This window comes from Sorangium sp. So ce131, assembly GCF_051519095.1.
Classification (GTDB): domain Bacteria; phylum Myxococcota_A; class Polyangia; order Polyangiales; family Polyangiaceae; genus Sorangium.
Genome location: NZ_CP150455.1, coordinates 12,584,592 through 12,598,062, shown reverse-complemented (window position 1 = coordinate 12,598,062; position 13,471 = coordinate 12,584,592). Strand labels below are relative to the sequence as shown.

Here is a 13,471-nt window from a genome sequence, read left to right as displayed (position 1 = left end):
GGTGCCGGCGTCCCGGACGTGTCAGATATCGAGGTTCTTCACGTTGAGCGCGTTCTGCTCGATGAAGTTGCGCCGCGGCTCGACCTGATCCCCCATGAGGATCGTGAAGAGCTCGTCGGTCTTCACCGCGTCGTCGATGCGGACCTGGAGGAGCGTCCGCGCGTCCGGGTTCATCGTCGTTTCCCAGAGCTCGTCCGCGTTCATCTCGCCGAGGCCCTTGTACCGGCTGATCGAGATGCCCTTCTTCCCCCGCTCTTCCAGGTAGTCGACGAGCGCCTCCCCGTTCTCGATGGTGTCCTCGCCGCTCGAGGTGCGGGCCCGGTAGGGCGGCGCCCCGACGGATCGCAGGTCCTGCTCGATGGACCAGGCCTCCTGGTACTCCGGCGAGCCCACGAGATCCCAGTCGATGACGCTCCTCCGGGCGCTCGCGCCCGGGCGCGGCACGACCTCGATCCGGCTCGTCCCGTGCTCGGTGTCCCGCGGCGTCGCCAGCGTGAGCGGGAACAGGTCCGGATACCGCTGCTTCAGGTACGCGCGGAGCGCGTCCGCGGCCTCGGCGACCTTCTTCGTCTCCCGCAGATCGTCCCGACCGAGCCCGCTCGATCGCAGCACCGCCGCCACGATCCGCGCGTCACAGCGCTTGTCGATGTTGGAGAGCACCGCCCGGAACCGCTTCAGCCGCTGCGCGAGCCGGTAGAGCGGCTGCCCCGCGACGCCGCTCTGAGCGCCGCTGGCGACGAGCTCCAGCCCGTCCACCGCGTTGCCCACGAGGAACTCGTCGAGCGCGGCCTGGTCCTTCAGGTAGAGGTCCCGCTTCCCCTTGCGCACGCGGTAGAGCGGCGGCTGCGCGATGAAGAGATACCCCTTCTCCATGATCTCCGGCATCTGCCGGAAGAAGAAGGTCAGGAGCAACGTGCGGATGTGGGAGCCGTCGACGTCGGCGTCCGTCATCAGGATGATCTTGTGGTACCGGAGCTTGTCGATCTCGAACCCGCCGGCGTCGTTGATCCCGCAGCCGAGGGCGGTGATCAACGTGCCGACCTCGGCGGAGCTCAGCATGCGGTCGAGCCGAGCCCGCTCCACGTTCAGGATCTTGCCCTTGAGGGGGAGGATCGCCTGGAAGTGCCGGTCGCGGCCCATCTTGGCGCTGCCCCCGGCGCTCTCGCCCTCGACGATGTAGATCTCGCTCTTCTCCGGGTCCTTCGACTGGCAGTCGGCGAGTTTGCCCGAGAGCGACGTCACGTCGAGCGAGCCCTTGCGGATCACCTCGCGCGCCTTGCGGGCCGCCTCGCGCGCCTTGGCCGCGACGACCGCCTTCTCGATGATCTTCTTCGCGCTCTGCGGGTTCTCCTCGAAGTACTGCGCGAGCTTGTCGCTGACGACGGCCTCGACGATGCCTTTGACCTCGCTGGAGACGAGCTTGGATTTCGTCTGCGAGTCGAACGACGGGTCCGGGTGCTTGATGCTGAGCACACACGTCAGCCCCTCGCGCGCGTCCTCGCCCTGGAGGCCCTGCTTGAGCTCCTTGAAGAGGTTGTGCGCGCTCCCGTAGTTGTTGATCGTCTTCGTGAGCGCGGCGCGGAGCCCGGTGAGGTGGGTGCCGCCGTCCTTGTTGTGGACGTTGTTCGTGTAACAGAAGATCGCCTCGGTGTACGAGCCGTTCCACTGCAGCGCGACCTCCACGCCGACGGGCGGCGCCGCCGCGCTCCCGCGGCCGTTTCCGCCCTCGCCCGGGGCGCCGATCTCGTGCTGCGACACGAAGCTGATCACCTCGTCGTGAATCGGCTCCTTGGTCTTGTTGAGGAGCGCCACGAACTCCGAGATGCCCCCCTTGTACTCGTAGGCTTCCGCCCGCCCGTCCGGGCGCTGGTCGTCGAGGTGGATGACGAGCCCGGCGTTCAGGAAGGCGAGCTCCCGCAAGCGGCTCGCGAGCACGTCGAAGCTGAACTCGACCGCGCTGAAGATGATCGGGTCGGGCTTGAAGGTGATCTTCGTCCCCGTCTTGTCCGTCACCCCGATCGCCTTGAGCGGCGCCCTGGGGACGCCCCGGGCGTACTCCTGGAACCAGACCTTTCCTTCGCGCTTGATCTCGAGCTTGAGCCACTCGGAGACGGCGTTCACGGCGCTGACGCCGACGCCGTGCAGGCCGGCAGAGACCTTGTAGCTGGAGTTGTCGAACTTGCCGCCGGCGTGGAGGACGGTCATGACGACCTCCGCGGCGCTCACGCCCTTCGCGTGCATCCCGACCGGGATGCCGCGGCCGTTGTCCTCGATCGAGACCGAGCCGTCGAAGTGGACGGTGACCCTGATCTCGGTGCAGGCGCCGGCGAGGTGCTCATCGACGGCGTTGTCCACCGCCTCCCAGACGAGGTGATGCAGCCCCGATCCGTCGTGCACATCGCCGATGTACATGCCGGGGCGCTTTCGCACCGCTTCAAGGCCCTCGAGCGCCGTGATGCTGTGGGCGTCGTACGAGGGCTTGGTCAGGTCGGTCGACTGGCTGAGGGTGGGTTCCGTCATCTCGGTCCTGGTGGCGCGCCCGCCGCCTCTCACCGGGGGCGCAGAGCGGCTCAGGCCGCTCGAATTACCGGAGTTCTTGCAGTGGAGGGGCCGGTTGCGATGGCAGCTCGCGGTGAGGAGACCCGGGGGCCGCGGCCGCGGCGCCGGATCGATTCAGAGGCCACGAGCGATCATGCGCGGACCGCTCGCCGATGCCCCCGTAAAGACCGCGGAAATGTAGCCGAAATCAGGCCCTCGGGCAAGCGTTTCGCCGGGTCCGGAGGCCCCCGTAACACGGTATTTTCAGCGCCTCCCGCGGGCGCGTCCGGAGCATTCCAACTCGTGGGCTGGACGGGAGGATCAACACGTCTGGCGGCGCGCGCGGCGCCGCGTCCGAGCGCGCCCGCCGGCGCTCAATTTGCACCTCGCGCTGCACCTCGCGCTGCACCTCGCGCGGCCCCCCGCGCCGCGGCCGCCTCAGCGGCCCGCGCCGCCCCGTGCCGCGGCCGTTCCAGCGCCCGTGCCCTCACCGGGCCGCCTCGGCCGCCGGCGTCAGCTCAGGGCGCCGCCGTCGACGTGAAAATCGCGCCGTTCCGAGGAGGGCACGCCCGGGGCCACGATGAGATCGCGCCGCGTGGTGGTCAGGAACACCTGCCCGCGCGCCATCCCGAGGAACACGAACAGCGCCTCGGTGCGGTCCGGGTCGAGCTCGCTGGACACGTCGTCGAGCAGCAGGATCGGCTCCACCCCGCGGACGGCCGCGATCGCGGCGGTCTCGGCCGCCTTGAGCGACAGCGTGAGCGCCCGGTGCTGCCCCTGGGAGGCGACGACCCGGGCGGGGTGGCCGTCGAGCTCGAGCACCAGGTCGTCGCGGTGGGGCCCGAACCCGGCGCTCGGCCGGTGCGCGTCGCGCCGCCGCTGGTCGCGCAGCGCCTCGCGCGCCGCCTCGGCGTCGCCGGCGCCGCCGGGTGCGTACCGCGCGGTCAGCGTGAGGTCCGGCGCCGCGATGCGGGCGAAGGCCTGCGCGAGCTCCGGCGAGAGCGCCTGCACGGCGGCCTCGCGGGCGCGCGTCAGCGCCGCCCCGTGGACGGCGCAGAGCTCCTCGAACGCGTCGAGCTCGGCGCTCGCCTGGGCCGCCGACCCGGCGCCGCGGTGGAGCAGCTCGTGGCGGGCGCGGAGCGCCTGCGCGTAGCGGGCGCGGTGATCGGCGCTCTGGGGGTCCATGAACAGCGCGAGCCGGTCGAGCAGCGTGCGCCGCGCGCTCGCGGGCCCGGTCGAGAGCGCGAGCTCCTCCGTGTGGAACGCCACGACCGGCGAGCGCGTCGCGAAGCTCGCGAGGCTCGGCGGCCGGTTGCCGTCGATGCGCACGACGCACCGCTTGTTCTCGACGGCCGCGGTCTGCTCGCGCGCGAGCGGCGCGAGCTCTGCCCGCCGCTCGACGAAGCGCGCCCGCACGCTCGCCACGGTGGCCCCGTGCCGGACGAGCTCCGCTGCCCGGTGGGTGCGGAAGCTCCTCGAGGTCGCGGCGAAGTAGATGGCCTCGAGCAGGCTCGTCTTGCCCTGCCCGTTGTTGCCGGCGATCACGTTGAGGCGCGGCGCGGGCTCGATGTCGACGCGCGCGAGGTTCCGGAGCTCGCGCACGTGGAGCCGCTCGAGGAGCAGGCTCGGGGGTCGTTCGTCGTCCGGCGCGCTCAAATCCGCATCGGCATGATGACCGCGACGTAGCTCTGCTGGCTCGACTCGCTGCCGGGCCGGATCACGGCGGGGTCGAGCTCGCCGGAGATGCCGAGGACGACCTCCTCGTCGTCGATGGCGCCGAGCACGTCGAGGAAGTACTTCGCGTTGAACCCGATGGTGACCTCGGGGCCGCTGTAGTCGACGGCGAGCTCGTCGAAGCCGGCGCCCGTGTCCGGGCTCTCGCTGGTGATCCGGAGCGTCCCCGGCGCGATCGACAGCTTGACCCCGCCGGTGCGGTCGTTCGCGGCGAGCGCGATGGCGCGGAGCGCCTCGGCGAACTGCACGCGGGGCGCGCGGACCGAGCGCTCGGTGACCGACGGGATGACCTGCTGGTAGGGGGGGAACTGCGCGTCGACGAGCTTCACCGAGAACTGCATCCCGGCGATGTTGAAGAACGCGTTCGGCCCGCTCTGGGTGATGGCGACCATCGGCGTCTCCTTCTCGGCGCGCGCCTCCTCGGCGAGCCGGCGCAGCTCGGTGATCGCCTTGAGGGGGATGAGCATGGTGGCGGTGGCGGAGCTGCCGGAGACGGTGGCCTCCATCTTGGACAGGCGGTGCCCGTCGGTGGTCACCATCCTCACGCGGTCGCCGGCCCACTCGAAGAGCGCGCTGTTCACGTGGGCGCGCGTCTCGTCGGTGGAGATCGAGAAGTGCGTCCTGGCGATCAGCAGCGCGAGCTGCTCGACCGGCAGCTCCAGCGTGGGCGCGTCCTGCGACGGCGCCGGCAGCTGCGGGAACTCCGAGCCGGGGAGCCCTGGCAGCGTGTAGCGCCGCGGCGATCCGACCGCCTTGAGCGAGGTGTGTGCGCCCTCGGTCGTGGTGATCTGGACGGGGCCATCCGGCATGGCTTTGACGCGCTCGAGCAGGTCCCTGGCGGGGACCGCGACGGAGCCGCCGGTCTTGATCTCTGCGTGCGTCTGGCCGGTGACCCCGAGGTACAGGTCGGTCGCGGCGACGCGGACGGCGTTGCCGTCGGCGGCGAGCAGGACGTTCGCGAGCGCCGGCATGGCGCTCTTCTTGTCCGCAACGCCTTGGCAGCGCGCGACGAGGCGAAGCAGATCTTTCTTGGGGATCACAAGGTCCATGGCCGACTCCGGAGCCGCTCCCTTTAGCAGGGTTATCGCCCGGGCGTGCCCGGGAAATGAGCGTTCCTGTGACCTTGCGGGATGCCTCTTCTTTCCATGAAATAGATAGATAAAGACAACGTCTTCGTCGTAGACGCTGTGGAGGGCGGGGATAACTCAGAAACGTGAGCAGTTCCGGTAACTTACAAGCGAACGCCCTGGGGCAAAGTGGACGTCCTCAGGGGTAGGAGGACAGGGGAGAGCTGGCGGGCGACGTTTCTCCCCCGTTTTCCCCCCAGGGATCTCGGGGGGGTTATCCCCAGGATCCCGGCGGGGCGCTGGGAAGGCGAGCTCGAGCGGGGCGACCGTCCGCTGCTTCGGGGCGGTTGAGGAGTTCCGAGCGACCCAGGGATGGAGTAGTGCAAAATGTACGGACTTGAGTTCGGTGCGGTGCATCCACTGCGGTAACCACCACGACGTCGCGGCCGTCGTGTGTCCGGCGACCGGGCTCGTGGTGGAGCCCAGCGGGGCGCCGTCGTTCCGAGGAGCGCGTGTTCGCGCCCCGATGCCTTCGTCGCCCGCGGTTCCTCGGCCTGCGGTACCTCCTCCGAGGGGGCTGGGTCCTTCGCCGGGCGCGGCGTCGCCAGCCGGGCCGAGCTCATCACGTCGCCGCAGCCTCGCGGCGCCTCCGCCTGTACATCGCCAGCCGGCGCCGCCCGCGCGGTCGTCCTATGCCGACCTCGCGATGACCTCGCGGACGAGGGCGGAGGCTTCGGGGGTGCCGTCTTCCGGGCGCTCGCTGCTCGGCCATGTGATCGGCGACAAGTACGGGGTCACCGCGATCATCGGGGAGGGCGGCATGGGCGCGGTCTACGAGGCGGAGCACCTCCAGATCGGCCGGCTGGTCGCTGTCAAGGTGATGCACTCGAGGGACACCTCGAGCCGCGATGCCGCCGCGCGGCTGGAGCACGAGGCCCGTGTCGCGGGTCGGATCGGCCACCCGAACATCTGCGAGGTCTACGACATGGGGCGGCTCCCTGACGGCAGCCCCTACCTTGTGATGGAGCGCCTCCATGGTGAGACGCTGGCGCAGCGCATCGAGCGATGCCGCGTCGTGCCCCCCTACGAGCTCGTGGACATCATGCTCCAGGTCCTCTCGGCGCTGGTCACGGCGCACGAGCGGGGGATCGTCCACCGCGACCTGAAGCCGGACAACATCTTCCTCTCGGAGCGCGCGGGCATGTTGCCGGTTGCCAAGCTGCTCGATTTCGGCATCTCGCAGGCCGAGGGTCTGGACGGGGCGGGGATGGATCTGACCCGCACCGGGATGGTGATGGGCACGCCGTACTACATGGCGCCCGAGCAGGCCCGGGGCGACGTGGAGCTCGATCACCGGCTGGATCTCTGGGCGGTGGGGGTCATCCTCTACGAAGGTCTGACGGGCCAGCGACCTTTCGTGGCTCGCAACTACAACGCGTTGCTCGTGCAGATCCTCACCCTCTGGCACCGTCCGGTGACGGAGCTCGAGCCTGCGATCCCGCCCGGCCTCTCGCGCCTCGTGGACCGAGCGCTGGCGAAGGCGCGGGAGGAGCGGTTCCAAAGCGCTCGGGAGTTCCAGGAGGCGCTGCGCCGGTTCAGGAGCCAGTCCGCGGCGTCGCCGAGGCGGCAGCCGGAGCGCTTGGCGGTGAGGAGCGTGGCCGGCGATCAGGGCGAGGATGGGACGATGTTCTTCGCCCGGGTCGAGGGCGCGGAGGAGCTCGGCGGCGAGAGGATCAGGGCGGCGGAGTCTCGCGGCGCGCTGCAGAGACCCTCGCAGCGACCGCAGGCGGCGCTCGACAAGGGGTTGCAGCTGCACCAGAGCGCGTGGTCCTCGAGGAGCTCCAGCGCGGTGAGCGGGGTTCCGGCGCGCCGGCGAAGTGAGCCGGCGGTCGAGACGGGCGATGTGGTTGCGCGGGACGACGAGGTGGAGGACCGACCGACCGTTCCGGCCTTCAGGCCGCTCGCGAAGGGTGCCGAGCTCCTGGACGACGCCGAGGCGACCGTGGTCGACCCGCCGCCATTTCCGGACGAGATCACCACCCTCGTCCGGGGAGATGTCCGCGCGCGGGGCCGCGACCAGGGCTGACGGGGCAGGGGACGGAGCGAAATGACGGCAGGAGGTACGATCGAGCGGGTGGTGGTGCGTGGCGTCGTGAAGACGTACGGCTCCACGGCGGCGTTGCGTGGGGTCAACGCGACCATCGAAGCCGCGTGTTTGACGCTCATCGAGGGCGCGAACGGCTCTGGCAAGTCGACGCTGCTCGGGATCCTGGGCACGGTGATCCGTCCCACGTCGGGTGCGGTCACGTACGAGCCGCTCGGCGAGGACCCCGGCCAGGTTCGTGGCACGATCGGCTGGTTGTCTCACGAGTCGCTGGCCTACCCGGACCTTTCCGGTCGCCAGAACATCGAGCTCGCGGCCCGCTTTCACGGGCTCGACGCGCAGGAAGCGTGGGAGCAGGCGGAGGAGCGCTTCGAGCTGGGGAGCTTCGCGGTGCGCCCGCTTCGAACCTGCTCACGGGGCCAGCGGCAGCGCATTGCCCTGGCGAGAGCGCTGGTCCACCAGCCGTCGCTGGTGCTGCTGGACGAGCCGACCACCGGTCTGGACCGCGCCGGCGTTGCACGGCTGCTGGTCGTGGTCGAGGCAGAGAGGGCCAGGGGTTCCACGGTCGTCGTGGTATCACACGAGCCCGAGATCTTCCGCGATCGAGCCGCGGCCCGGCTGGTGCTCGAACGGGGTCGCGTCGTCAGCGGTTCAGCCTGACCTTCCGGTAGGGCAGGGCAGTTTCACGTGAAACGTGGGGTGCAGCTCATCAGGCGCGTGCGACGGTGCAGCTCCGGTGCTGTTCCGGTCTACCGCGCCGAGGAGCTGTACGAGCAGCAGCAGCGGCGCGCATTGCCGTGCCGCGCAGTACCTCGTCGGCTGCATTCATTGCTTTTCCGCGCGGGTCTGGAGGACCGAACCCGTGGAATCGAGCGAGAAATGAGGCGCCAAGACGCCAAGAACGCCAAGGGCGCCAAGAAGAAGGCGATGTGCTGGCGCCTTGAGATGCGTGCGGCCAGCTCGTGCGGCAGCGGAACGCCGCGTTCCTGAGCACGCGCCACGCCACGATGCTGAACCACACCTCGTCGTCGCTCTCTCGGGCGGCTGCACGCGCCGGCTGGAGCTCTTCGCTCCTTGGGTCGGACGGCCGGGTCCGCGCCGTGCATCAGAGCCGGATGCGACGCGGCATCACGCTGGGCGCCCTCCAGGAGTGACCATACCTCGGCCCTGCTCCGCTGCGCGGCAGTCGGTCTGGCAAGCGCATCGGCCGGTGCTTGGAGGTTCCAGACCTGCTCGAATGGAGACCTCGGGACGCAGGCAGGCGAGCTTGACGAGCTTGTGGTGCACCTCGATGAGAGAGGCGCCGGTCGGCGGGGGTACTCGGCGTTGTCGAGTGTCAGGCGCTCTTCGCGCGACGAAGCGCTCGCGCCGCTTCCGCACCGTCTAGCTGCCCACCTGCTCGGAGAGCGCGACCAGCGCGACCTTGGACAGCACCTGCTCGGCAGGGCGATCATCGCCAGCTCTTCTTCTTGGCGCTCTTGGCGTCCTTGGCGCTCTTGGCGTCTTATTTCTCGCTCGATCAACGTGATCGGCCTTCTAGCCGGTTCAGCCCGACCAGCACGACGGCCGCAGGAACCACGGCGCACCAGGTCCAGGTTCGCCAGCCCGGGTCCGACAGAGAAGAGGAGCGCACCGGCGCTCTCGCGACTTCCAGCGAGAGCGTGCGGCCACACCGACGCGCGGCGAGGTGAGGGGAGAGCGGTTCGCTGAGACGGAACAGCGCCGGGGTCCGGGCCGAACCGAGCTGACCTGAGCAAGCTGATAGGCGTCTGCCGCGGATGTCCCGTCCAGACCCGACCCGATCGGCTTCAGGGCGCAGACCGCGTCGCCCCGCGCTGTCAGAGCAGCGATCAGCGCCACGGAAGTGTGCGTCTTGCCACCCCCGATCCCCGTTCCGGCGACGGCAACCCGTAGCTGCGCTGTTTCACGTGAAACAGGTCGGTCCCTCGTCACCATGGCCCTGCGGAACGCTGCGAGCGCACGGTCGACGTCTGTCTTCCTTCGAGAGCAACACGCCGGCCGTGATGCGGAGACGCGAGATACCGGCAGGCGACGTGGGCAGCCGGGTCGCCTCAAAGACGATCCCGTCGAACAAGCCCGCCCACCCCCGCAGCGAGCGACGCCGACGACCCGCTCAGAGGCAGAGACGCGACAGCACTCGCTGCGCCGCCGTCATCGACGCCGGCGCCGTAGGAGCACCGCGCGGCATGGTGATAGCGCCCGACGTGACGCCGAGCGTCTCGAGCTCCTCGGCATTGGTACCCGTCGATGCATCCGGAGCCGCGGGCGGGTTGAGCACGACGACCGGCAACGGCAGCGCAGGGGCGAGCGTTCGCAGCGCCAGCAGGCAGCAGGCCACCTCGTGAAGGATGCCTAGCCGGTCCAGCCCGACCAGCACGACGGCCGCAGGGGCCAGGGCGCGCACGAGGTCCAGGTTCGTCAGCCCGGGTCCGAGAGGGGAGAGGAGGGCGCCGGCGCTCTCGACCACCACGACAGGCGCCGGCTGGTCGCTGATCCACCCGGTCGCGACGTCCAGCGAGATCGTGCGGCCACACCGGCGCGCGGCGAGGTGAGGGGAGATCGGCTCGCTGAAACGGAACGGCGCTGGTCCAGGCCGAACCGAGCTGACCTGAGCAAGCTGATCGGCGTCTGACGCGGATGTCCCGTCCAGGCCCGACTCGATCGGCTTCAGGCCGCAGACCACGCCGCCCCGCGCTGCCAGAGCAGCGACCAGCGCCACCGAGGTGTGGGTCTTGCCAACCCCGGTCCCCGTTCCGACGACGGCGACCCGGAGCTGCGCTGTTTCACGTGAAACAGGTCGGTCGCTCATCGCACGGCCCGGCGGAACGCTGCGAGAGCACGGTCGACGTCTGCCTCCGAGAGCAACGCGCTGGCCGTGATGCGAAGGCGCGACGTGCCGGCAGGTACCGTGGGCGGTCGGATCGCCTGAACGAGGACTCCCTCGTGTGCAAGGCGCTTCGACATCTCGACGGCAGCGCCGGCCGACTCGAGGATCCAGGGGAGGATCGGACCCGCCGACCCCGGAAGCAGCGGGGCCCCCATGGCACGCAGACCGGAGCGGAGCTGACGCGCTGCCGCGGCAACCCGCGCGCGTCCGGCGTCGTCGGCGGCTGCTCGACGAACCCGGTCCACCGCAGCCAGGGCCACCTTCGGGCTGATGCCGGTCGAGAAGACGAAGCTCCTGGCGCGGTTCCAGAGATAGGTCCGCAATGTCGAGGAGCCCGCGACGAAGGCGCCGTGCAGCCCGAGCGACTTGCCGAGTGTACCGACGAGGACGTCGGGGCGAACGCCCATCTCGGCGCACAAGCCCGTTCCGCGAGGTCCGCAGATGCCGAGGGCATGCGCCTCGTCCACGACCAGCGCGGCATCGTGGGCGTCGCAGAGCTCGCGCAGCCGGCGCAGATCGGGGGTGTCGCCATCCATGCTGAAGAGCGATTCGGTCACGACCCAGCGGCGGCGAGCGCTCGCACCCCGGAGGAGGGCTTGTTCGACCGCCTCGGTGTCGAGATGCCGCACGACCTCGATCCTCGCGCCCGAGAGTCGGCAGCCATCGATGAGCGACGCGTGGTTCAGCGCATCCGACACCACCACGTCCCCGGGTCTGGCCAGGGCGGTCACGGCACCGACGTTGGCGGCGTACCCCGAGGAGAACAGCAACGTCGCCTCCACGCCGAGCCAGCTCGCGATCTCCCTCTCGGCCACCAGGTGCGCCTCGTGTGTTCCGCTCACCAGGCGGGACGCGCCCGCACCGCTCGCGGCGCGGCACTCCGAGGGCCAGGGCAGGCCGGCGTAGCCCAGGTAGTCGTTCGAGCACAGGACCAGCATCTCCGCGGCCGCCGCGGCGAGCGGGGGCACACGAAGCAAGCCGGCGCGCTCCAGCTCCGAGAGCTCTTCCTCGAGATGGCGCAGGGGGTTCAACCCCGGCGGGGTAGGGCAGGGGGGGTCGTGAGCTTCTTTCATGGGTGCAGACATGCCGCCCCTATGAGCAGCAGAGCGGCGGCAGGGATGGGGATGGTGAACGGGCAGGACGGCGCGGCGTCAAGGCGTGCTGTCGTTCGCCTCGCCAGGCGAGGCCGCCGGCTCGGAGCCGGCGCCGAGCGCCGCATCCACCCGTCGCAGAATACGGCCGAACGCATCCCGCGCGCGCCCCGCGATCGCCGCCGCTCGCGTGCGCTCCTGCTCCAGGTCGTGCGCAAGCGCCATCGCGGCCAGCAGCATGGCCTGGGGAGTCACGGCGCGACCAGCGGGCACAACGGCAGCGAGCTTCTGATCGACGACGGCAGCCAGCCGCTGGAGCTCCTCATCGCTCGCGGAGGTCACCACGCGGTAGGTCTGACCACCCACCCGCAGCTGCACGGTGCGGCGCGCCATAGCCCCCAGACGCTACCACGAACCCCACCCGACGCGGAGGGCGCGCTGCACCGCAGAAACGGAGCGATTCGCTGGTGAGCGCAGCAGAATGCGCGCTTCCGAAATGTTCAACGACCCGGGAGCGCCCCCGCACCACCGCAGAATGGCGCGCGCGCCTCTGCAGCGCGCTGTAGCATCGCACCAGCATGCTCACGGCGCGCCGCACAGCTGCCCTGATCACCGCGTTCCTCGGGACCTTCCTTGCGCAGGGTCCGGCGCGCGCCGAGCCACAGGCGAGCGCCGGGCTCACCCTGGGCGTCGCAGGCACGGGCACGGAACGGCACTTCTGGGACACGACCCTCTTTCACGCGGGCGTGCGCGGCGACGTCCTCTTCGGTCGTGAAGGCAACGACGACTTCGGCGTCGGTCCCTACGCGGAGGTGCTCACCCATGCGTTCGACGAGATCCAGCTCGGCGCGGGCGTCTCTGCGCTCGCCCCGGTCTTCGACCTGTTTCCGCTGGTCGTCTCCGCCGGCCTCTACGGCCGGTGGAGCGAAGACGGTGGAGGGCTCGAGCCAGGCGTCGCAGCGGCGGTCTTCTGGGGACTGCGCAGCCACAACTTCCACTCGAGTTACGGGATGAGCAACGGGCTGCTCGCCCAGATGCGCCTCGGGCTCGGCGCCTCCGGGGAGACCGCCGTCGTCCTCGCGGCCCAGCTCGACGTTGCGGTGCTGGGCCTTCCGTTCGTCTTGCTGGTCAACGCCCTCCAGGGTCCGTCACCCGAAGCGACCCCCCTCCGCCGCGCGGATCGCGCGCGGTGAGGGCGCGCCTCGACCGACGCGCCCCCGCGGGCAGGTCCTAGCGAGTGAAGCTGTCGAGGTGCTCGCGGCAGCTCCTCCCCAGCTGGCGGCAGTCCGCGACGCCGGGCCGGCCACGCGGGCAGACGCCCGCCAACTCGTCCAGGTCCTCGCAAACGTCGGACCCCGCCCCTTCGCCGCTGCAGCACTCCGGCGGGTGCTCGATGCACCCGCCGCAGCCGAAGCAGACCCGGATCGGGTAGGCCCACTCGACGGTCTCCATCTCCTGACCGCCCAGCGTCCTGCCCTTCAGGACCACCGTCGAGACCACCTCGATCGCGCTCCCCTCCTCCAGGACCCGATCGCGCAGCGTGTCCATGGTCGCGCCGTCGATCATGAGGACCTCCGTGCAGTTGTAGCCGGGATCGTTCGCATTCCCGGGATCCACCGTGCCCGAGACCGGAACCTCGTACTCGCCCACCACGCCGCCCGTGTTGTCCAGGATGCGCACCTCGGCGGCGTAGAGCTGCACGCGCGAGGTCTCGGTGCGGAGGACGTCCGAGTCGCCGCGCTGCACCATCTGGTTGCCGACGAGCAGCACCGCGCTGTGCGAGTAGCCGCTCGGATACGCGGCATCGACCTCGTCGTAGGTCAAGAACGGCTCGTCGGCGCTGCACTCCGTGGTGCAGGACTCATCCGGCACGATGCGCATGCGGATGAACAGGCTGCTCTCGTTGTCCGCACACGCGGACGCGAGCAGGCCGCCCGACGCCGTGACCAGCATGAGCGCGCACAGCCTCCTCGCGAGGCCGCCGGGCGCTGCGTTCACGGACCCTTCTCCTTGATCAGACATGGCAAAC

The 13,471-nt window shown here is 70.3% G+C and carries 11 protein-coding genes; 3 read left to right on the top strand and 8 right to left on the bottom strand.

All coding sequences use genetic code 11. From position 1 onward, the window contains the following. Positions 1 to 21 precede the first annotated feature (21 nt). The 3 genes from gyrB to dnaN all read right to left on the bottom strand — a co-directional run bounded on the left by gyrB (position 22) and on the right by dnaN (position 5,321). Positions 22 to 2,520: a DNA topoisomerase (ATP-hydrolyzing) subunit B gene (gyrB, locus tag WMF43_RS45905; RefSeq protein ID WP_437674948.1), complete on the bottom strand. Its 2,499-nt coding sequence runs from the start codon at positions 2,518 to 2,520 to the stop codon at positions 22 to 24. Positions 2,521 to 3,051: 531 nt separating this feature from the next. Further along, positions 3,052 to 4,194, bottom strand: coding sequence for a DNA replication/repair protein RecF (gene recF / locus WMF43_RS45900; RefSeq protein WP_437674946.1), 1,143 nt, complete (start codon positions 4,192 to 4,194; stop codon positions 3,052 to 3,054). After that, positions 4,191 to 5,321, bottom strand: coding sequence for a DNA polymerase III subunit beta (gene dnaN / locus WMF43_RS45895; protein ID WP_437674944.1), 1,131 nt, complete (start codon positions 5,319 to 5,321; stop codon positions 4,191 to 4,193). The genes recF and dnaN overlap by 4 nt, the downstream gene beginning before the upstream one ends. Before the next feature lie 757 nt (positions 5,322 to 6,078). On the opposite strand from dnaN, the gene WMF43_RS45890 reads away from it, so the two are divergent. Then, a complete protein-coding gene (locus WMF43_RS45890; RefSeq protein ID WP_437674942.1) occupies positions 6,079 to 7,425 on the top strand; it encodes a serine/threonine-protein kinase in 1,347 nt (448 codons plus the stop codon). 21 nt (positions 7,426 to 7,446) lie between these two features. Further along, positions 7,447 to 8,103 carry an ABC transporter ATP-binding protein gene (locus tag WMF43_RS45885; RefSeq protein ID WP_437674940.1) on the top strand — a complete coding sequence of 219 codons (657 nt, stop codon included), beginning with the start codon at positions 7,447 to 7,449 and terminating at the stop codon, positions 8,101 to 8,103. A gap of 885 nt (positions 8,104 to 8,988) precedes the next feature. Here the strand turns inward: WMF43_RS45885 and WMF43_RS45880 are convergent. The 4 genes from WMF43_RS45880 to zapA all read right to left on the bottom strand — a co-directional run bounded on the left by WMF43_RS45880 (position 8,989) and on the right by zapA (position 11,835). Further along, entirely contained in the window at positions 8,989 to 9,399 is a 411-nt protein-coding gene (locus WMF43_RS45880; RefSeq protein ID WP_437674938.1) for an AAA family ATPase, read from the bottom strand. Between the two features lie 178 nt (positions 9,400 to 9,577). Then, positions 9,578 to 10,273 carry an ATP-dependent dethiobiotin synthetase BioD gene (bioD, locus tag WMF43_RS45875; RefSeq protein WP_437674936.1) on the bottom strand — a complete coding sequence of 232 codons (696 nt, stop codon included), beginning with the start codon at positions 10,271 to 10,273 and terminating at the stop codon, positions 9,578 to 9,580. Continuing rightward, the gene (locus tag WMF43_RS45870) at positions 10,270 to 11,319 is read right to left on the bottom strand and encodes an aminotransferase class I/II-fold pyridoxal phosphate-dependent enzyme (RefSeq protein ID WP_437674934.1); all 1,050 of its coding nucleotides are present in this window, start codon (positions 11,317 to 11,319) and stop codon (positions 10,270 to 10,272) included. The genes bioD and WMF43_RS45870 overlap by 4 nt, the downstream gene beginning before the upstream one ends. 183 nt (positions 11,320 to 11,502) lie before the next feature. After that, positions 11,503 to 11,835 (bottom strand): cell division protein ZapA, encoded by a 333-nt coding sequence (gene zapA / locus WMF43_RS45865; protein WP_437674932.1) that lies wholly within the window; start codon positions 11,833 to 11,835, stop codon positions 11,503 to 11,505. A 185-nt stretch (positions 11,836 to 12,020) separates the two neighbouring features. On the opposite strand from zapA, the gene WMF43_RS45860 reads away from it, so the two are divergent. Beyond that, positions 12,021 to 12,635 carry a hypothetical protein gene (locus WMF43_RS45860; RefSeq protein ID WP_437674930.1) on the top strand — a complete coding sequence of 205 codons (615 nt, stop codon included), beginning with the start codon at positions 12,021 to 12,023 and terminating at the stop codon, positions 12,633 to 12,635. Positions 12,636 to 12,672: 37 nt separating this feature from the next. On the opposite strand, the gene WMF43_RS45855 is transcribed toward WMF43_RS45860, so the two are convergent. Continuing rightward, positions 12,673 to 13,440 carry a hypothetical protein gene (locus WMF43_RS45855; protein WP_437674929.1) on the bottom strand — a complete coding sequence of 256 codons (768 nt, stop codon included), beginning with the start codon at positions 13,438 to 13,440 and terminating at the stop codon, positions 12,673 to 12,675. Between the last annotated feature and the right edge of the window lie 31 nt (positions 13,441 to 13,471).